Origin of the sequence: Robbsia andropogonis (assembly GCF_034047095.1) — a bacterium.
Classification (GTDB): Bacteria; Pseudomonadota; Gammaproteobacteria; order Burkholderiales; family Burkholderiaceae; genus Robbsia; species Robbsia andropogonis.
The window spans coordinates 2,077,403-2,096,980 of sequence record NZ_CP139170.1 but is presented as its reverse complement, the minus strand read 5'-3'; the positions used below and the strand labels follow the sequence as shown (position 1 = coordinate 2,096,980).

At 60.3% G+C, this 19,578-nt stretch carries 14 protein-coding genes; 5 read left to right on the top strand and 9 right to left on the bottom strand.

Annotated elements, in window-relative coordinates; all coding sequences use genetic code 11:
• The first annotated feature begins 13 nt into the window (after positions 1–13).
• On the top strand, positions 14–2,602 hold the full coding sequence (locus SJQ66_RS22730; RefSeq protein ID WP_082103121.1) for an AsmA family protein: 2,589 nt from the start codon (positions 14–16) through the stop codon (positions 2,600–2,602).
• 119 nt (positions 2,603–2,721) lie between these two features.
• On the opposite strand, the gene SJQ66_RS22725 is transcribed toward SJQ66_RS22730, so the two are convergent.
• Positions 2,722–2,931, bottom strand: a complete 210-nt coding sequence (locus tag SJQ66_RS22725; protein WP_024902918.1) for a dodecin — start codon at positions 2,929–2,931, stop codon at positions 2,722–2,724.
• Between the two features lie 120 nt (positions 2,932–3,051).
• A complete protein-coding gene (locus SJQ66_RS22720) occupies positions 3,052–3,477 on the bottom strand; it encodes a hypothetical protein (RefSeq protein WP_046154035.1) in 426 nt (141 codons plus the stop codon).
• Positions 3,478–4,093: 616 nt separating this feature from the next.
• Between SJQ66_RS22720 and glgX the strand changes: the two genes are divergently transcribed.
• Positions 4,094–6,379: a glycogen debranching protein GlgX gene (glgX, locus tag SJQ66_RS22715; protein WP_024902916.1), complete on the top strand. Its 2,286-nt coding sequence runs from the start codon at positions 4,094–4,096 to the stop codon at positions 6,377–6,379.
• Positions 6,380–6,596: 217 nt separating this feature from the next.
• Here glgX and SJQ66_RS22710 read toward each other — a convergent pair whose 3' ends face one another.
• Both SJQ66_RS22710 and SJQ66_RS22705 read right to left on the bottom strand, forming a co-directional pair.
• A complete protein-coding gene (locus SJQ66_RS22710) occupies positions 6,597–7,937 on the bottom strand; it encodes a tetratricopeptide repeat protein (protein WP_253463400.1) in 1,341 nt (446 codons plus the stop codon).
• Between the two features lie 93 nt (positions 7,938–8,030).
• Positions 8,031–8,726: a PspA/IM30 family protein gene (locus SJQ66_RS22705; protein ID WP_024902913.1), complete on the bottom strand. Its 696-nt coding sequence runs from the start codon at positions 8,724–8,726 to the stop codon at positions 8,031–8,033.
• A gap of 446 nt (positions 8,727–9,172) precedes the next feature.
• On the opposite strand from SJQ66_RS22705, the gene SJQ66_RS22700 reads away from it, so the two are divergent.
• Together SJQ66_RS22700 and SJQ66_RS22695 are read left to right on the top strand one after the other, a co-directional pair.
• Positions 9,173–11,602, top strand: coding sequence for a penicillin-binding protein 1A (locus SJQ66_RS22700; protein ID WP_407691515.1), 2,430 nt, complete (start codon positions 9,173–9,175; stop codon positions 11,600–11,602).
• 128 nt (positions 11,603–11,730) lie between these two features.
• Positions 11,731–13,011 (top strand): MFS transporter, encoded by a 1,281-nt coding sequence (locus SJQ66_RS22695; RefSeq protein WP_244141678.1) that lies wholly within the window; start codon positions 11,731–11,733, stop codon positions 13,009–13,011.
• Positions 13,012–13,083: 72 nt separating this feature from the next.
• Here SJQ66_RS22695 and SJQ66_RS22690 read toward each other — a convergent pair whose 3' ends face one another.
• Positions 13,084–14,253 carry a cation diffusion facilitator family transporter gene (locus SJQ66_RS22690; protein WP_253463398.1) on the bottom strand — a complete coding sequence of 390 codons (1,170 nt, stop codon included), beginning with the start codon at positions 14,251–14,253 and terminating at the stop codon, positions 13,084–13,086.
• 66 nt (positions 14,254–14,319) lie between these two features.
• On the opposite strand from SJQ66_RS22690, the gene SJQ66_RS22685 reads away from it, so the two are divergent.
• Positions 14,320–14,646, top strand: coding sequence for an ArsR/SmtB family transcription factor (locus tag SJQ66_RS22685; protein WP_253463396.1), 327 nt, complete (start codon positions 14,320–14,322; stop codon positions 14,644–14,646).
• Here the strand turns inward: SJQ66_RS22685 and SJQ66_RS22680 are convergent.
• From SJQ66_RS22680 to SJQ66_RS22665, 4 genes are all read right to left on the bottom strand, one after another.
• Positions 14,636–15,358 (bottom strand): phosphorylase family protein, encoded by a 723-nt coding sequence (locus SJQ66_RS22680; RefSeq protein ID WP_157686000.1) that lies wholly within the window; start codon positions 15,356–15,358, stop codon positions 14,636–14,638. The two genes, SJQ66_RS22685 and SJQ66_RS22680, sit on opposite strands and share 11 nt — an antisense overlap.
• Before the next feature lie 32 nt (positions 15,359–15,390).
• Complete coding sequence (gene shc, locus SJQ66_RS22675) at positions 15,391–17,484, bottom strand: squalene--hopene cyclase (RefSeq protein WP_082103237.1); 2,094 nt, start codon at positions 17,482–17,484, stop codon at positions 15,391–15,393.
• Between the two features lie 505 nt (positions 17,485–17,989).
• Complete coding sequence (locus SJQ66_RS22670; protein WP_036009061.1) at positions 17,990–19,018, bottom strand: squalene/phytoene synthase family protein; 1,029 nt, start codon at positions 19,016–19,018, stop codon at positions 17,990–17,992.
• 275 nt (positions 19,019–19,293) lie between these two features.
• Complete coding sequence (locus tag SJQ66_RS22665; RefSeq protein WP_024902903.1) at positions 19,294–19,572, bottom strand: hypothetical protein; 279 nt, start codon at positions 19,570–19,572, stop codon at positions 19,294–19,296.
• Positions 19,573–19,578: the final 6 nt, after the last annotated feature.

Here is a 19,578-nt window from a genome sequence, read left to right as displayed (position 1 = left end):
CAGCGCGACGCGCATGTTCGACAGTGAGACTGGAAATAACGGCCCTCGTGGCGACAATGGCGGCGATGGTAATGGGTCCGGTAATCACGGGCACAAACCGCCACGTACGACAGGCGGGCGTATTTTTCGCGGACTGATGTGGCTTGTCGTCATCCTGCTGGTGCTGATGCTGGCCGTGGTTATTTTCGTCGCGACATTTGATTGGAATCGCGCAAAGCCATTCATTAATAACAAGGTCTCCAAAGAATTGGGTCGTCCGTTCGCAATCAATGGCGATCTGTCGGTGAAGTGGCGGCGACCGCCCGACGCACCGGGCTGGCGTGGATGGCTTCCATGGCCGCATGTCAGCGCGCATGACATTACCTTGGCCAATGCGGATTGGGCACGCACGAAAGAGATGGTTTCCGTGGCCGCCGTCGACTTCGACGTCGCCGTACCGCCATTGCTGATCCGTGAGGTTTCGATTCCGTCGGTCGCATTGCGGCAACCGCAAGTGGACATCGAACGCATGCACGACGGTCGTAACAACTACACATTTAAGACCTCGTCTAGTGGCGGCGCGCAGTCGAGCGCCTGGAAGGTGGCGTTGCGTGACATCACCTTCAGCACGGGTACGATCACTGTGCTGGATGAGGATCGCAAGGCCGACCTGACGCTGACGCTCGATACGTTAGGCAATCCGATCCCGTTCGGCGAGATGTTGAAGCAGCAAGAGGAAACCTCACGACGAGAGTCGAGTGAAACGCTGGGACGCAACGGCGCCGCGAAATTCTCGAAAGCGGCCGCGGCCAATGAAGCATCGCAGGCGTCGGCCGCATCTGCCGCGTCTGCCTCATCCGCCGCGTCGGATGCACGCGAGGCGTCCAGGACGACGAACCGCGGGGTGGTCGCGGCCAGTGCCACCGCGCCTGGTGATGGCGCGGCGGATGCGGCGAAGGATGTGGCCATGGCTGCCTCTGAGGCGGGCGCCGACGCTGCTTCGTCTGGGGCATCCGCCAGGTCGACGGCGTCGAAGGCGTCCTCCGGGCGCGAGGGTACCTCCTTGTCCGCGTCCAATGTGACCGCTGCAAAGGGTGTTTCGCCAACCGCCGGTGCAGTGCCGGCGGTGACACCAGTCAGCCCCTATCGCTTGGGGTGGACGATGAAGGGCAAATACAACAATAGCCCAGTTTCCGGCACCGGAAAGCTGGGCGAAGTGCTGTCGCTTCAAGACGCGACACGGCCTTTCCCATTGCAGGCGGACGTCAAGATAGGCGATACACGCATCGCTTTGGTGGGTACGCTGACGGACCCCATGCATCTCGCGGCACTTGATTTGCGCTTGTGGTTTCAAGGTCAGAGCTTGTCTCATCTGTATTCGCTAACCGGAATCGCATTGCCCGACTCGCCGCCATTCGCCACGGAAGGGCGTTTGATTGGGGCATTCAAGCCCGCAGGTAACGTATTCCGCTATCAGGATTTTACGGGACGCGTAGGTGGCAGCGATTTGAACGGAACGCTGGTGTACGAAGGCATAACGCCACGCCCCAAGCTCAGTGGGAACCTTGTCTCGCATCTATTGCAGTTTTCGGACCTCGCCCCGTTGATCGGCGCGGATTCAAACGCGGAAAAAGCAAAACGTGGTGATGTCGACAGGCAGCCCAGCAACAAAGCATTGCCTGTCGAGGCATTCCGTACCGATCGCTGGAAATCGATTGATGCCGATGTGACGTTTGCCGGCAAACGCATTATCCGTGACGCATCCTTGCCGATCACGGATCTTTACACGCACGTGATGTTGAGCAATGGTCGATTGCAGTTGGTCCCGCTGCGCTTCGGCGTGGCGGGGGGGGACCTCACTGCCGATATCGATCTGGACGGGGGCAAGGAGCCGCTGCAGGCGCGCGTGTCGATGGGGGCACGGCATGTGAAGCTGAAACAGTTGTTCCCGACATCGAAGACCATGCAAAGCGCGCTCGGGGAGATCAACGGCGATGCGGCGCTTTCCGCAACCGGCAACTCACCGGCCCGCCTGGCCGCTACCTCGAACGGTGAAATCAAGTTGCTGGTCCAGCACGGTGCGGTGAGCGCGTTCCTGATGGAGGCGGCCGGCTTGAATGTCGCCAATGCGGTCATCGAACGCCTGTTCGGCAATCGGGATGTGCAGATCAATTGCGCGGCATCGGACTTCGTCGTTGACAACGGCGTGTTGAATTCGAAGGTCTTCGTGGTGGATACGCAGGATGCGGTTATCGATGTCGATGGGACGATCGATCTTCGTACCGAGGGGATGGATTTGGGCATTCACCCCCATACCAAGGGCTTCCGCATATTCTCGTTACGCTCGCCCTTGTATGTGAAGGGAACATTCAAGGACCCGCATATTGGTGTGGATGCATTGCCACTCGCCGCGCGTGGGGCTGCAGCGGTCGGACTGGGCCTGCTGAACCCGTTTGCCGCGCTGATACCGCTGTTGGCGCCCAGCCACCATGAGGAAGCACCGTGCGCGCAGTTGTTCAAGGCGCTCCAGGAAAAGCCGATGGCGCCACCACCAGGTAAGAAGGTATCGCCTAAAGCAGGGGCAGCAGCGGCGCGTGCGATGCAGTTAGAGAAAGCCAAGTAAGAAACGCGCCCTGGATATACCAAGGGCGCGTCTGTTTTAACTCGGGTGCGCTTGCCGAATTGGCATGCGCGGTTTGTACCCAGGAAGCCGGGGCGTTCCCCGCCTCCAGGAGGGGCCGATCAGTCTTCCACGCGAACGCCTACTTTGACAGTGACCTGCCAATGCGCGATCGCACCATCCCGCAAATGTCCACGTGTTTCGACGACCTCGAACCAATCGAGGTTTCGCAGGGTCTTCGACGCCTTTGCAATGGCCGTCTTGACGGCATCTTCGATCGACGTTTCCGATGAGCCGATCAATTCGATCTTCTTGTACACATGGTCCGTCATGGCATCCTCCTATTTCAATCGTCAGTGATACAACACGCTGCACTTCACGCACCTGCAGTCGTGTCAGCTCTCTGATTCATGTTAGCCGGGATACCCAAACCGTGCAGTAGCTAAGACGTTTCAGCGATCACCTCGCACGTTGCTACCCGCGGGAAGTGCGCCGAAGTCGTTCAACGCACGTGATCGTGCGCCGCTGGCAAAAACCAGCACGGCCACGCCATTGTGCTCGTACCAGCAACCACCGGTTTCCAATCGCAAACACGGTTGTTCCAGCGCATGCATCACACTTTCCACGCAGCGTTGGCGTAGTTCGGATAAGGGAGGGTAAGGGGCGCGCGCGCCGGGCACCGCGCACAATAGCAGGTCGAGGCCTGGTAAAAAGTGCGCATAAAGTACCGGTTCATCCTGCGCACGTGCCCTGGCAAGCTTGCTGTCAAGGCGTGCAGGCATGGCGGTCCAGGCGGGAGACCAGCCACGTATCACATCCAAGTATGTCGCCACCCCGGCAGAGGACTGCCGGCGGGCGGTTGTTTTCCGAGAAGCCATATCGTACGACCGCCGAGCGTCGGCGCGCGATGGAAAAAGGAACAAAATACAGGAATCCGGCCAGCAAGAAGCCGCGAAGCAAGTACCTGTATTACCCTGTCTGGCAAGTCGTGCAGTGAAACCGTTTGCTACGTGCAATGCGATACCGATGCACGTGTTCGGGTCAGCATACGTCAATTCGGATGATTTTGCCTGAAAACCCGCTCATTGATGTTGCGACCCATGCAGCCACTTGAATACGGTGAACTGGCCGTTGTGCGACACTTGAAGCATGGAAGTAAAGCGTGATAACAGCCGATTGAAGGAGCATACGATGATCAGAAAAATTGCGCTGTTGGGTTTTGTCAGCGGCTTTGCACTTTTCCTTTATGGTCGCAAATGGCTGTCGACGCTTGACGCAAACCATTCGGCGCGTCAATTGCCGTGACAGGCGTTGCGCGTGTTGACTCGCTGTTCCATGTCTGGCGCGAATCCTGCTACGTGATTCCGGTCGCGTCCTTTCGCCGCGTCGAGTAACCATCAAATGACGGCCGCCGGCATCGCCGCCGGCCGTCTTGGTATTGGTCGACGCGGCGACATCGCAGTGGGCGCGCACCACCAGGGAGCGCAGAACAGAATGACAACGACGGCAAGCCGCATTTCCGAAGGAACACCATTTCCACGGGGTGCAACGTGGGATGGCAAGGGCGTGAACTTTGCGCTGTTTTCGGCGCATGCGACAAAGGTCGAACTGTGCATCTTCGACGACAAGGGCGAGCAGGAAATCGAGCGGATCGTGCTGCCGGAATATACGGATGAGGTTTGGCACGTCTACGTGCATGACCTCGCGCCGGGCGCCGTGTACGGTTATCGCGTCCACGGCCCGTATGAACCGGAAAATGGTCATCGTTTCAATCCGAACAAGCTATTGCTCGATCCCTATGCAAAAGCGCATGTCGGTGAGTTGAAATGGGCACCGGAAGTGTTCGGCTATACGCTGGGGCATCCGGACCAGGATCTTTCCTTTGACGAACGCGATAGTGCGCCGTTCGTGCCGAAGTGTCGTGTGGTCGATCAAAGTTTCGTCTGGCATCATCCCACCCGCGTTCGGGTCCCCTTCGATCGGACGGTGATCTACGAAACGCACGTGAAGGGTTTCACGATGCGTCATCCGCAGGTGCCGGAAAACGTGCGCGGGACCTTTGCCGGGCTAGGCGAGCAAGTGGTCATCGATTACGTAAAAGCATTGGGCGTCACCAGCGTGGAATTGTTGCCGATACACACGTTCGTTAATGACGATTACCTTCTCGAGAAAGGCCTGACGAACTATTGGGGGTACAACACGATCGGCTTTTTCGCGGCCGATCCGCGTTACCTCAGCACCGGTAGGCTGGACGAAGTCAAGGAGACCGTCGATCGCTACCATGACGCCGGTCTCGAAATTATTCTCGACGTGGTGTACAACCACACTGCGGAAGGCAATGAATTAGGCCCGACGTTGTCCTACAAAGGTATCGACAATGCGTCGTACTATCGCCTGATGCCTGACGAGCAGCGCTACTATATCAACGACACCGGCACTGGTAATACCCTGAATCTATCGCATCCTCGTGTATTGCAGATGGTGACGGACAGCTTGCGCTACTGGGTCACCGAGATGAATGTGGATGGATTCCGGTTCGACTTGGCGACGATCCTGGGACGCGAGCCACACGGTTTCGATGAAGGTGGCGGTTTCCTCGATAGCTGCCGGCAGGATCCCATCTTGTCGAGTGTCAAGTTGATCGCGGAACCATGGGATTGTGGTCCGGGCGGTTATCAAGTTGGTCGATTCCCACCGGGTTGGGCGGAGTGGAACGACCGTTACCGCGATACCGTCCGTGCGTTCTGGAAGGGCGATGATGCAATTGCATCGGAACTTGCCACGCGGATCACGGCATCCGCGGACAAATTCAATCACCGCGGGCGACGTCCCTGGGCGAGTGTCAACTTCATCACCGCGCATGATGGCTTCACGTTGAACGATCTGGTGACGTACAACGACAAGCATAACGATGTGAATGGCGAGGATAATCGTGACGGATCGTCTGACAATCGGTCCTGGAATTGTGGCCATGAGGGACCGGTTCCGTCCACGGCGGCCTTGTCGGAGCAGATCGAGAAAGCGGGCGATACGGCAAATGACGCACAACACGATGTGCCATCGCTGGCCGCGCAATGGGAAGTGCGCGTGCTGCGCGAGCGTCAGAAACGCAATATGCTCGCAACGTTGCTGTTCTCCCAAGGCACACCGATGATCCTGGCGGGCGATGAATTTGGTCGAACGCAGCAGGGCAACAACAATGCCTATTGCCAGGATAACGAGATCAGTTGGGTCGATTGGGAAAATATCGACGACGATGGCCGCGCGCTGGTTGAGTTTACCCGCAACCTGTTGCAACTGCGCCAACGTCTTCCGGTCTTGCGACGTAACCGGTTTCTGACCGGAGAATGGAACGAGGCATTGGAAGTCAGCGATGTGAAGTGGCTGGGTACCGATGGCCAACCGCTATCCGACGAGCAATGGGATGATGGCACGATGCGCTGTTTTGGCATGGTCATCGATGGCCGGGCCCAGGCGAGCGGCATTCGCAAACCGGCGGGTGATGCAACGTTGCTGATCGTTTTCAATGCACATCACGACGTGGTGGACTTCACGTTGCCGGAGATTCCCGGCAGCGACCAGTGGACGTGCATGGTCGACACGAACATGCCTGTGCGCGACACCTTGCCGGAATTCGGTTCCGGGGATGTCTATCAGGTGACCGGGCGCTCCTTGTTGTTGTTCGCGTTGCAATCGCGTGGTGCGACACAACGCATCTTCGACAAGCTCGGGGAGACGCTGACCAACGAAGCGCCGGACGTTCCGTTGCCGGGCAACTAATAAGTGCGCCGCCGACAGACGAGAGACGCGACGTTGGTGTAGGATGCGCCGTATCGCCAATACGGCGCATTCGTGATGGCAGGTGACGATGGGTACGGAAGGCGGCCTTTGGGACCAGTTGGTGTTGCTATGGCGCTGGCTTGTCGCGGTGTTTCGTTTCCTGGTGATGTTCCTCCGCTGGCTGGCGCAATGAACCGGCCGGCGAAGTAGGGTGGCTTTACGAATTATCCCAATCGTTATCGGTGTTGTCGGCCAGGTCGAAACCGCCGTCATTCCCGCCTGAGCCGTCGTCCCATTTATCGCCGCCATTACCGAAGTCGAAGCCGGCATTCTGACCCTGGTTACCTGCATTGCCGCCGCCGTCCTCCGGCCGGTCCTGACGCGGTCCGTCACGCTCCACGATCACCTCGCGGTCTCGATGGCCGCCCATCATCTCGCCCAGCAGAACGCCTGTCATCAGCCCACCCATGCCGGCGCCAAAACCGCCTTGCTGCGGCTGCTGCACGATCACGGTTGGCTGCTGTTGGGGCGGCTGGTTGGTGTATGGCTGGTTTCCGAATGTCTGATTGCCCGACAAACGATCGGCCTCGTCGGCATAGGCGGACCGTGAACCCTGTGAAGAAAGACTCGCAGTGGACGCATTTTGCAGCATTGGGTCCGGGCGGCCTTCGGAAACGGCTTTGAGCCGGTCGACGCGGCGCGTCAGGTCCGCAAGCCGGTACGGCGGCGATGTTTCCGGACTGCTGTAGCGCTCGGCCCCGTCGCTCGCGCTGGTCAACTCGTCGATCAGCGCGCGAATTTCTCCTTCCACCGTGTCGGCATCACGCAACCAGGCATCTTTTTCGGGCGCCGTCGATAATTTCAGATCGAGTTTGATCGCTCGCAGCGATTGCTGCAGTGCTGTCGCCTGCTTCAAGGCGTCGCGATGGATATCCGTCGCGCCGGCTTCTTCTTCTGTCTGCCGTTTGCGCATCGCCCATCGAATCGACAACACGACCAACAAGCCAATCACCAGAATTCCGATCCACATGCCGATACCTGGTCTATGATGGGTGGGGGCAGCGGACAACGCTGTCTGTTGGAGGGCACCGCTGTCCGTGGCGGCGCCGTTGCTGCCGTTCATGCGCGCGCTGCCGTTCCTGCCGCCGGCTTCGGCCGTGATACGGCGCTCTACTGCTTCGAATTTCGCTTTGTCGGTAAAGCCGAGCGATGGGTCGACCCGTCGGGCCGCCTGTAACGCGGACAGTGCGTCGGCATATCGGTGGCTGTGTTCGAGGACCTGCGCATCGAGGTAATGTGCGCGCGCGCTGTTCGGATTGGCTGCAATGACTTGTTGCAGCATCCGATGTGCACCGTCCATGTCGCCGCGGGCGATGGCCGCTTCCACCTGGTCTACCGAGGGGGCAGTGGCGGCCATGGCGATACCACCGACCAGGCCGGTTCCCGGCAAGATCGTAGCCACCAGTGGTGGGGCAGCCAGAAACAGGATCCCGAGCGCGATGCTCATCGCCACGCCGCCAAGGCGCTTACGCAAATTACGTTGATTCAAAGTCGACATGTCGATACGGCACGGTGTTGTCGCGGTAGCCGGCGCCCCGCGATAATCTTGCGGAAGCGAACCCGGCATCAATCGCAGGGTGGAACGCTTCGATCAGGCGGTGGGCTTGTCGCCGTCGCCACCATCCAACTGTTTTTTCAGTGCGGCAAGGCGATCATCCACTGACGGGCCGCTGCTCATCGCCGCCAGCTTATCGTCCAGCGTCTTGCCGCTGCGCTCGTCCGCTGAGCCCAGGCGGGCGTCTGAGCGCGCGTTGGAGAGATTGACTTTTTCCTCCAGGCGCTCGAATTCAGCGGACAAGTCCTTGCCGCCGATCCCACCGAGCGCCGTGGCTGCCGTGTCCTTCGCCTTGGCGATTTCCTGCTTCGCGCCGAGGATATTGGTGCGGGCGTTCAATTCATTGCGGCGCTTGCGCATGTCGTCGATCTGTAATTTCAAGTGATCGAGCGACGGCTTCAGCTTGTCCAATTCCGCGGCCAAAGCGTCGCGTTCGGCTTCGGCGCTTGCTTGGGCGGTCAGTGCTTCCTTTGCCAGTCCCTCGTCGCCACCCTTCAGCGCGCGCAGGGCACCCGCCGCGTATTTCGTGGCCTTATCGTTGGCCAGGTCGCGCTTGCTTTCCTGGTTGCTGTACTGCGCCTGTATTTCAATCAGCGAGTTTTCCGCGCGCTGGATGCTGGCATCCAGTTCCCGGACGATCTGCCGGGCATCGCGCGACGGGTCCTGCACGGAATCCGCCGCATCGTTCAACAGACCTTTCATGGTACGGGAAATACTATCGAATAGCGACATCGTGCCTCTCCATCTCAAAAGTCATCGCCGCCAACATATCACAGCTGGGCTGGGGCGGCGCATGGCCCGGCTTCAGCATCCCGTCATCCGGGTAAATTCAGTTACAGGACATTTCAAGGAACACCCATCCACCGTGGACGAGGCGTTGCGTGAACGCGTGTCCCGGAAAACTATTACAAAAAATCGGGGCAGTATTGCGACATTTCAAGCCCGAAGCCGCCCGGTTTCTTTACAATGCGGCATGGCATCGGTTGTCAGCAGCGCGATTTTGCTGCGCCGCCGCTGCCAGGCTTGCAAATCGCTTTCATCTCCGCGCGACCGATCGGTGCAGCCGTCTGCCTGTCGGCGCGGCACGCACAGCCGAATACGCGCGCCTTGGCGTGTCCCGACCGTCGGTGATCCGGCGGCGACCGCCGCGGCGCAGGCAATCGACTTACCGCTTCTACATGGCTTCCACGCGACAACCCACTACCCCTGGCAAAGACCCGAAACCCTCTCGCTCCCTGGCTTCCCGGTTGATTCTGGCACTCCTCGGCTTGATTGGCGGACTGATCGTGATCGGAGCATTGATCGTCGGTTACGCGTTGATCGTCATGACGCCAAACCTGCCACCGTTGACCGCCTTGACGGATTACCGGCCGAAAGTGCCATTGCGGATCTACACGGCGGACCACGTGTTGATCGGCGAATTCGGCGAAGAACGCCGGCGGCTGGTGCGGTTTGCCGATATCCCGCCTGTCATGAAGGACGCCGTGCTTGCGATCGAGGACTATCGGTTCTATGAGCACGGTGGTGTTGATTTTATCGGGATACTGCGTGCGGGCGTGAACGACATCATGCACGGTGGGGCGTCGCAGGGTGCCAGCACGATCACGATGCAGGTCGCGCGAAATTTCTTCTTGTCCAGTGAAAAGACCTATACCCGCAAGATCTACGAGATGCTGCTGGCGTATAAGATCGAGTCGGCGCTGTCGAAGGATCAGATCCTCGAGCTGTATATGAACCAGATCTATCTGGGGCAGCGAGCCTACGGTTTCGCCAGCGCGGCGCAAGTCTATTTCGGGAAAGACTTGAAGGACATCACGCTAGCACAGGCGGCCATGCTGGCCGGGCTACCGAAGGCGCCATCCGCCTATAATCCCGTGGTCAATCCGAAGCGGGCGAAGATTCGTCAGGAATACATCCTGAAGCGGATGCTCGACCTCGGCTACATCAAGAAAGAAGAATATGACGCCGCGATCCAGGAGAATATCCACACGCGCGCAGGATCGATGAATCAGTTCAGCATGCATGCCGAATACGTCGCCGAAATGGTCCGGCAGATGATGTATGCGCAGTACAAGGATGACGCATATACAAGAGGCTTGAACGTGGTGACCACGATCAACTCGGGTGACCAGGAAACAGCCTATCGGTCGCTGCGCAAAGGCATCATGGATTACGAAAAGCGTCATGGCTATCGTGGTCCGGAAGCGTTTATCGATCTGCCGGGCAGTGGTGATGATCGCGACCAGGCAGTGGAGGATGCATTGCTCGATCACCCGGACGATGGCGACATCGTTTCGGCGGTTGTGATCAAGGTGTCGCCGAAAGAGGTCGTCGCGCAACGCTTGAATGGCCAGACCATCACGATCTCCGGTGCAGGGCTTCGTTTTGCGGCGGCGTCGTTGAACCCGCGCGCGCAGCCTGCAAAGTTACTGCGTCCGGGCGCCGTGATTCGTTTGATCCAGGATATTCCGACGAAGGATCCGAACGATGCCGACGGTGGTTGGGACATCACACAACTGCCGCAAGTGGAAGGCGCATTGGTCGCCCTGCGGCCGAAGGACGGTGCCGTGACGGCGCTGGTGGGGGGCTTCGACTTTAACAAGAACAAGTTCAATCATGTAACGCAGGCATGGCGTCAGCCGGGGTCGACGTTCAAGCCGTTCATCTATTCGGCTTCGCTTGACAAGGGCCTGGGGCCGGCGACCATCATCAACGACGCGCCGTTGTACTTCAGTGCGCAACAAACCGGCGGTCAACCTTGGGAACCGCACGACGACGATCAGCCCGAAGGACCGATGACCATGCGTACGGCGCTCGACAAGTCGAAGAACCTGGTGTCCATCCGCATCCTGAATTACATCGGCACGCACTACGCGCAGGATTACATCACGCGCTTTGGTTTTGATCCGGCCAAGAACCCACCGTATCTGCCGATGGCGCTTGGTGCGGGGCTCGTCACGCCATTGCAATTGGTGAATGGGTATGCGGTATTCGCCAACGGCGGCTACCGTGTCAACCCTTACCTGGTCAGCGAGATCAGCGATGCCAACGGTAATATCCTGTCGCGTGCGCAGCCGCTGGTGGTGGGTGAGAATGCCCCCCGGGTGATCGATGCGCGCAATGCTTATCTGATGAACAGCTTGCTCCACGACGTGGCGACGCGGGGCACGGGCGCTGCAACCAATAAGATGGGTCGCAACGATCTGCAGGGCAAGACCGGCACGACCAACGATGCGCATGATGGCTGGTTCGCTGGCTATCAGCAGACGCAGGTCGCGGTGGCGTGGCTCGGTTATGACCAGCCGCGCACCTTGGGAAGCCGCGAATTTGGTGCACAGCTCGCATTGCCGGTGTGGATGAGCTATATGAGCGAGGTGCTCAAGGGGGTGCCGCAAGCATCGATGCCGATGCCGCCCGGGATCACGTCGATCAATGGCGAGATCTACTCGGATGCTTTTACCCCAGGAAACGGGTTTGTACAAAGTATCGGGCTGGACGACAGTGGTGACGGCTCGGTTCCGGGTAGCTTGCCTGGTGCCACGCAGGTCGCGCCGACCGTGGACTCGACCGAACGTCAGCGTGTGATGGACATGTTCACGCAGCATTGAGAGGATGGCGCAGGATCGTGGCGTGCTCCGCCGGAAAGGTCCGCACGTAAATGCCAGGAGAGGCAATGAGCGCATCGAGAGAACTGACAGCGGTTTCCGCCACGTCCCGGACGTTCTCCGGTTCGGATGTGGAAGACGCAGTTCACGCAACGTCCGCCGGCGCCGCGCTGGCGGATGCAACAGGTTTGTCCGGCGACGTGTCCGATGCCACGTCTCGCGGCAAACCCTTCGTCGGCCCGCTGACCGCCATCAGCTTCAGCCACATGCTCAACGACATGATTCAGTCGTTGATTCTCGCGATTTATCCGCTTCTCAAATCCGGTTTTCATCTGAGCTTTTCGCAGATCGGCATCATCACGTTGACATACCAGCTCGCGGCGTCGTTGCTGCAGCCGCTGATCGGTGCCTATACCGATAAAAAACCCCAACCGCATTCGACCGCCATCGGGATGATGTTCACGCTGTGTGGACTCCTGTTGTTGTCGGTGGCGCCCAATTACCCCGTGCTGCTTGTGGCGGCGGCGCTCGTGGGAACTGGCTCGTCGATTTTTCATCCCGAGTCGTCGCGGATCGCGCGTCTGGCGTCGAACGGGCAGCACGGGCTCGCACAGTCGGTATTTCAGGTGGGCGGCAATCTTGGTACCGCGATGGGCCCGCTGTTGGCGGCAACCGTGGTGCTTCCGTATGGACGCGGCAGCGTGGCATGGTTCGCGCTGGTCGCGTTGCTTGCGATCTACGTGTTATGGCGCATTGGACAGTGGTATCGCACGCAGGCGGGGTTGGCGCCAAAACGTAAGCGCACCTTCAGTAGCGTTGCCGCCGCGCTGAGCAAGCGACGCGTTGCGGGAGCGGTGGCTGTCCTCGTGGCGCTCGTCACCTCGAAATACCTGTATTTGAGCAGCTTGAACAGCTATTACACGTTCTACCTGATCACTAAATTCCATCTGAGCGTGCAGCAGTCCCAGATGTACCTGTTCGCATTCTTGTTCTCGGTGGCGATCGGTACGTTGGTCGGCGGGCCGATCGGTGACCGTATTGGCCGTAAATACGTGATCTGGGTATCCATTCTCGGCGCTGCGCCGTTTACCTTGTTGCTGCCTTATGCCAATCTGTTCTGGAGCGGCATCCTGACCGTCATTATCGGCTTGGTGCTATCGTCGGCGTTTTCCGCGATCGTCGTCTACGGGCAGGAATTGCTGCCGGGCCGTGTCGGCATGGTGGCCGGTCTTTTCTTCGGCCTGGCCTTCGGCCTTGGTGGTGTAGGGGCGGCGGTGCTGGGTCACCTTGCCGACGTGACCGGAATCGAGCACGTCTATCGTCTTTGTGCCTTTCTGCCGTTGCTTGGCTTACTGACAGTCCTGCTGCCGAATATCGAGGCACCTACGCGGGTAGAGGCCAAGGCGCCCTAGCCACGAAAGCCGCCCTTTTGTATTCTCAGTATTTTCTCGGGTCGTTAGGACGTGGGGCCCGTCGCTGGCTGGCTAGTGTGACGGGGTCAGGGCGCTGCGTTCGCCGCCACTGCAAGGCAGCGCGCTGCCTGCCACAGATGCCGGGCCGTGGTGGTGCCCGTGCGCGTGGTCATGGTGGTGGCCCGGGCCGGAAACCTCCTCATCCAGCGGTGGTAGCCCCGCCAGGACATCATCGACACAGGTTTCCGGTTCCATTTGCACCGTCGTGTGCGCGATCCGGAATTTCTCGCGTAAACGAGCGCTGATGGCGGGAGGCAAATGCAGAGGATCGATGCCGGCGGCGGCGCGGGCATGCAGCGTTACCATCGTGCTTTCCGCGGTCAGGCACCAGGCGTGAACGTGATGCACATCGGCGACGCCCGGTATGCTCCTCATCAGATCCTGTCTCACCGCATGCGGGTCGACGCCAGGCGGTGACGCTTCCAGCAGAATCGCCGCGGCGCTACGCGTGATGGACCAGGCGCTTTTCGCGATCAGCAACGAGACCAGGATCGACAAGATCGGATCGATCGGAGAGTAGCCTGTCCACATAATCACCAGCGCGGCGATGATGGCGACCACGGACGAGACCAGATCGCCAAGAACATGAAGCCATGCCGAGCGCATATTCAGGTTCTCACGGCTGCCGCCGTGCAGGATGGCGAATGCGACGATATTTGATAGTAAGCCGCTGACGGCAACGAAGAACATCGTGGTGCCCAGCACCGGCTGCGGCTCGGCAAAACGGCGTATGGCCTCGATGATCACGCCCAGTGAAATCACCAACAACGTCAGGCCGTTCACGAAGGCGACAAGGACTTCCAGGCGGCGATAACCGTACGATAGCCGCGCGCTTGGCGGGCGGCGACCAATGCGCAACGCAGCCCAACTCATGGCCAGCGCGACCACATCCGATGCCATGTGGGCGGCATCGGCGATCAGTGCCAGCGAGCCGGAAATCAGGCCGCCGACCACTTCGACGGTCATGAATACCGCGATGACGACCAGGGCCCACGCCAGACGCGTTTCGTTAGTCGACCCATGTGCATGTACGTGCCCGCCTGCGTGCGTAGCGGCCTGATGCGGATCCTCGGTGTGGGCATGGTCATGATGGAGGTGCGCATGCTGATCAGGCACCGGGTCAGCGCCATGCGGCGAGCCATGATCGTGCGATGGGCGGTGATGTTGGTGATCGTGGGGCATGAGCATTGGCGCGGGAGAGTGATACCATATACCTTAACACATTAACATATGAACAGGTATTCAGATATGTGGGACGCGGTAGCCCAATTGTTCCGCCTGCTGGGCGATGCGAGCCGTCTGCGTATTGTCGCGGCCTGTCTCGATGTACCCGTATGCGTATCCGATATCGCGCTAGCGACCGGTTTATCGCCGTCGTTGGTCAGCCATCATCTGCGCTTGCTTCGTGGTGCGGGTGTCGTGCGCGGTGAACGGCGCGGTAAGCAAATTTTTTACTGTGCGGCCGATGAGCATGTTCGTCGAATGATCCGGGACATGCATGTTCACGCGCTGGAATGCGCGCCGACGCTCCAAGCCGTGTCGCTGGATGGCGAGACAGAAGGGCTTAGCGTCTGAGGGCGGTATCGGGTAATCCGAAATGAGGCGGCAGATGTGCCGCGATCGCCTTCAAGGTTTTTTGTGCGGTACTGGCATCACGACCCAGCCGAAGTAAAGCGCCGAGTTGTCCGGGCTCGCGAAGCAGGGCACCGATGACCGGCAAGACGGTGGTACGTCCATCGGCCGTCAATCCGGCCATCGCCGCCGCCGGGACGTCATGGTCGGCGCGATCCAGTACGACACGGCATACGAGAAAAGGCAAACCGTAGGAGGCGGCCAGCGCGGCCAATGCATGAGACTCCATATCGACCGCGCTGGCGCGCGTTTGCGAGAACCATGCTGCTTTGTCGGCGGTGGAGCAAACGGCGGTGTCGGAGCCGGCGATCAAACCCTGATGGCATGTCACGGGCGATTGACCTTGACGTTGCCACTGCGTGGCCAACGCGGCACGCCAGTGCGCATCGGTGGCCCATTGCCGTCCGCTCGCATCCACGACGGCGCTGGGCAGCAGGCAATCGCCCGGACGCAAGGTCGGGTCCAACGCGCCTGCCGTACCAAAACTGACAATGCCCGACACCGTCGGTAACAGGTGTGCCAGGCGGCCATCCGGGTCGCGGGCCGCGGGCCCCATTGCCACACGCACGTCGAGGCCGGTGGCACCACGGACCGCGTCGGCCTCCAGCACCATTCCGGCGACAACGAGCACCGGGCGCGTGATACGGCCCGGCATCGCGTGGGGGACTGCGGCCGAGGACGCCGGGTTCATAGACCCAATGTGACGTGGCGCTTTCCGTCGCGCGCCAGGTTCCGGTAGCGCGCCAGTGCCCACAGCGGGAAATACTTTGAATAGCCGTGGTAGCGCAGGTAGAAAACGCGCGGAAAGCCGGTGGCGGTGAACAACGGCTCATCCCAGAAACCATCGCCCGCCTGGTGCGTCATCAAGTAGGTGATGCCTCGCGCGACACGCGGATCATCGACAACGCCCGCGGACATCAGCCCCAGCAGCGCCCAGGCGGTTTGCGAGGCAGTGGACGTGGCACGGCGGTACCCATCGTAATGCAGGCGATAGCTGTCACCGTCTTCGCCCCAGCCACCATCCGCGTTCTGGATCGAGAAGAGCCAATCGACGGCTTTCTGAATCAACGGGGATTGATGCGCATCGATTCCGACACCGTTCAAGGCGCACAGTGCGGCCCAGGTGCCATAGATGTAGTTCATACCCCAGCGACCGTACCAACTGCCGTCGGACTCCTGGTGCATCAGAATGTAGTCAGTTGCATGCGCGACGCTCGGATCATCACGGCTCGCGCCAAGCTGCGTCAACATCGACAGGCAACGCGCCGAGACGTCCACGGTCGGTGGGTCCAACAAGGCGCCGTGATCGGCAAACGGAATGTTATTGAGGTACTCGTGCGTGTTCTCCGGCTCGAACGCGCCCCAGCCGCCATCGCCGCTTTGCATGCCGACGACCCATTCACGTGCGCGGGCGATCGACTTCGTAAAATCGGCCTGGCCGGACAGACGGTCCATCATCAGGGCGACCACGGCGGTGTCATCCACGTCCGGGTAGTAGTCGTTGCGATATTGGAATGCCCAACCGCCGGGACGCACCGTCGGTCGTCGCGACGACCAGTCACCGATGACATCGATGATCTGAAGTGGTCGCAGCCACTCGGCGCCACGTAATGCCGCGGCGGTGGCCTGCGGCGTGCCGGATTCGAGCAAGGCATGCGATGCCAGTGCGGTATCCCAGACCGGTGACAGGCAGGGCTGGCAGTAGGCTTCCCCGTCCTCTGACGGATCGACCACCAGCAATTTGTCCACGGAGCGCCGTGCAATGGCGCGTTCCGGATGCGTCGGCGGAAAACCCAGCACGTCATACATCATGACCGTGTTGACCATCGCCGGGAAAATGGCGCCAAGGCCGTCTTCGCCATTCAGATGCGATGAGACAAACGAAATGGCCGCCTGTGTCGCGCGTGCATGGAGGCGGCGCGGGATAATCCACTCGGTGACGCGGAGCACGGCATCAATGCCACGAAACGTCCGGAACCAGCCGGCGCTTTGCTGCGGCGCGCGGTCGTTGAGCCCAACGTTGACGGCCGGACCGGTGAACAATTCATCCAGGCGAATACCCCGCGGATTGCGCGCGCGGGGCCGCTCCTGCTGCAGGACGAGCAGGGGCACGATGACGGTCCGTGCCCAATATGACACTTTTGACAAGTGGAAAGGGAACCAACTGGGCAGCAACATGATCTCGATGGGCATCATCGGCACCGCACGCCACGAGACCACGCCATATAACGCCAGCAAGATGCGCGTGAAGACATTCACCTTGGCAATGCCGCCGGCCGCCAGGATCGCTTCGCGGGCGCGTTGCATATGCGGCGCGTCCACCGGGTCGCCGATCATTTTCAGCGCGAAATATGCCTTGACGCTGGCACTGATGTCGAGCGGTCCTTCGTGATACAACGGCCAGCCGCCATGGTAACCCTGGATGCGCCGGAGGTAGCGCCCGATCTTGGCCTCGAGCGTCAGGTCCGGCGTCTCGCCGAGATAGTGGACCATTAGCACGTATTCCGAGGGAATCGTCGCGTCGGCTTCCAGCTCATAGAGCCAATGCCCATCCGCGCGCTGGTCTGATATGAGCCGTTCGGTGGCGGTATCCACCGCGTGATGTAGCGCTTGTGGATCGATTGTCTCGTGGCCCCCCCATTCCTGGCCCGACTTCTCGGCCGTGACCGATGTCGTCGTCCAGGAGGTGGGCGGTGCCGTATCACGGCCGGGTTGTGGTGAGCCGTCGACGCGCTTTAGCGCTTGTGCGAGGGCTTGGTTTTCCAAGGGCGTTGTATCCATCCTTCTCCGATCTCTTTCCGTCTCGCCCGCCATCCTGATGAGGCTCGGGGCCTGCTGTCCGGGCGGCTTCCTGCTTCGGCGACGACGCGTGGCGACCGCGATTTCGCGAGCAACCTATCGTTCGTCCAGTCACAAGCAGGAAACACATTATTCCAAAAAAAAGCGTCCCCCGGATGCAGGGCATCCTGCCGGGGGCTTACCGCCGTGTTGTCCCATCACGATCTATCCATTTGATGGTGCGGTTTCATGCAATGACGATGTCGAGCGTGATTGCGCGACCGACGACGGAACTCGGCGCATCGCGCTCGCCGTGTTTCAATGCGAGCGGTGAACCGTGCGGGGCACATCGTGCCATATATCACGCCAGGCTGCTTTATCGCGTGGTCCCAAAGGCGCATCGAGGGGGCAAAATATGGTTACGCGTCGGGTCATGACGTCAATTCGCATCGTGCCGTGCGGTTGAAAGACAACGGCGTCGCCATGCGTGCAGCTGTCTTTCAAACGATTACAGAAGACCGTGACGCAACAGCAACCATACGAGTCGCCACGACGGCAGGCGTACGCGGGTGCGCGGCGCCGCCCATCCCTGCTGTACGGTGCGCATGAAAATGGCGTGATACACCGCGTACATCAGCCGGGGGGCCTTGACGGTGCGGCGCGGTGCGGTGCGCATCAATGCATTGGCTGACTGGTAATGTGTCTGGGCGCGTCGTGCAAGCCAGGTACAGGCCTTAGGGAGGTCCCGCGCTTGCAATACGGCGGCCATGGCCGCGTCACGCGTGACCGTCGTGCGAAGCGGCGCGGTGACGGGCGTGGTTGGCCGCGCGTCATCGTTCGCCGCCGAGGACCCGGATAACGCGCTTGCCGTCCCGAGCCAGTTCGGTGCGACGGCATTCGCCTGGTCGAACACGCGCGTATCGATCCCGGCTTCCACCAACGCTTCGCGTGGCAGGTACAGACGATGAATCGCGATGTCCTCGTCCAGGTCACGCAGGATATTCGTAAATTGCAGTGCCCGACCGAGATGGTGGGCCAGTGCCACGCCCAGTTCGCGATCGAGCCCGAAAACCTGTGTGGAGAGGCGTCCGACAGCGCTTGCCACGCGGTCGCAATACAAATCCAGAACGGCAAAGGATGGCGCCTGGATGTCGGCGTCCAGATCCATCTGCATGCCGTCGATGACGGCGATGAAGTCGTCTTTTTGCAGCGAGAATTGCTGGGTCGCCGTGCGCAGGCCTGCTGGCACGAGCGCCGAGGCGTCGGGCGTGCCGGCAGGGGCATTGGGCGAGGTGCCTGGAAACAATGCGTCGATGCGCGCACGCCAGAGATCCAGCCCTGCGCGACGGGCGTCCCAGGGCCCCTCGTCATCCGCAAGGTCGTCTACCGCTCGGCAGAAACGGTAGATCTCGTACATGGCGTCGCGTTGTGCGCGTGGGAGCACGCGCATCGCCATATAGAACGAGCTGCGGCGCGCTTTGGCCACGGCATCGTCGTTGAGGGGGGCGATTGGGGGATGAGGTTCCGCGCTAGCCAACCGGCTACTCCAAAGTCATCAATACATCGGCGTCGGCCGCCGGCACGGCTGCGATTATACCCAGGCCGGGCGCGTACGCGCATGCCGCCGCGTGACGAATGGCAGGATTGTCCGTTGGTGCGTTATTTTTACGGGAAGTGCAGGATGGGTGGCGCAAGCCTGGGGCGGATACGATGCTGGCGTGGCGAAACGTGCGAGCAAGGATTCGCGGCAACAAAGGGCGCTATCAACCTGCCTCTCACGCGGCGCGCCGGGTTTTTGCGTGGAACAGTCGCTTACGAATAACGGCGGCTGCGGGCCGGTGAGCCGTCGGTGTCCGTCATGTCGATGATATCCGATGCTTCGCGGTATTCCGGGAAATCGAGCAATGGGTCGATGATATCCGCATCATCCCAATCGATTGGATCCGCGCGCAATTCACGCAGCGACAGACCGTCCATCCGGGAGATATGGCATTCCAGCTGTGCATCGAAAGTGGGGCTTTCACCAGGAATAAAGTCGTCGTCCTGCTGCGGTAGCAGGAAAGTCAGGGCGAAACGATGTGAGGCTGACATGGTGGC

Coding starts and splice junctions, on each gene's coding strand:
- SJQ66_RS22710 (WP_253463400.1), bottom strand. CDS start 7,937: ATGTCGACTTTGAATCAACGTAATTTGCGTAAGCGCCTTGGCGGCGTG.
- SJQ66_RS22680 (WP_157686000.1), bottom strand. CDS start 15,358: ATGCCGGGCCGTATCACGCGCCCGGTGCTCGTTGTCGCCGGAATGGTG.
- SJQ66_RS22690 (WP_253463398.1), bottom strand. CDS start 14,253: ATGCCCCACGATCACCAACATCACCGCCCATCGCACGATCATGGCTCG.
- SJQ66_RS22685 (WP_253463396.1), top strand. CDS start 14,320: ATGTGGGACGCGGTAGCCCAATTGTTCCGCCTGCTGGGCGATGCGAGC.
- SJQ66_RS22705 (WP_024902913.1), bottom strand. CDS start 8,726: ATGTCGCTATTCGATAGTATTTCCCGTACCATGAAAGGTCTGTTGAAC.
- SJQ66_RS22665 (WP_024902903.1), bottom strand. CDS start 19,572: ATGTCAGCCTCACATCGTTTCGCCCTGACTTTCCTGCTACCGCAGCAG.
- shc (WP_082103237.1), bottom strand. CDS start 17,484: ATGGATACAACGCCCTTGGAAAACCAAGCCCTCGCACAAGCGCTAAAG.
- SJQ66_RS22730 (WP_082103121.1), top strand. CDS start 14: ATGTTCGACAGTGAGACTGGAAATAACGGCCCTCGTGGCGACAATGGC.
- SJQ66_RS22720 (WP_046154035.1), bottom strand. CDS start 3,477: ATGGCTTCTCGGAAAACAACCGCCCGCCGGCAGTCCTCTGCCGGGGTG.
- SJQ66_RS22700 (WP_407691515.1), top strand. CDS start 9,173: ATGGCTTCCACGCGACAACCCACTACCCCTGGCAAAGACCCGAAACCC.
- glgX (WP_024902916.1), top strand. CDS start 4,094: ATGACAACGACGGCAAGCCGCATTTCCGAAGGAACACCATTTCCACGG.
- SJQ66_RS22725 (WP_024902918.1), bottom strand. CDS start 2,931: ATGACGGACCATGTGTACAAGAAGATCGAATTGATCGGCTCATCGGAA.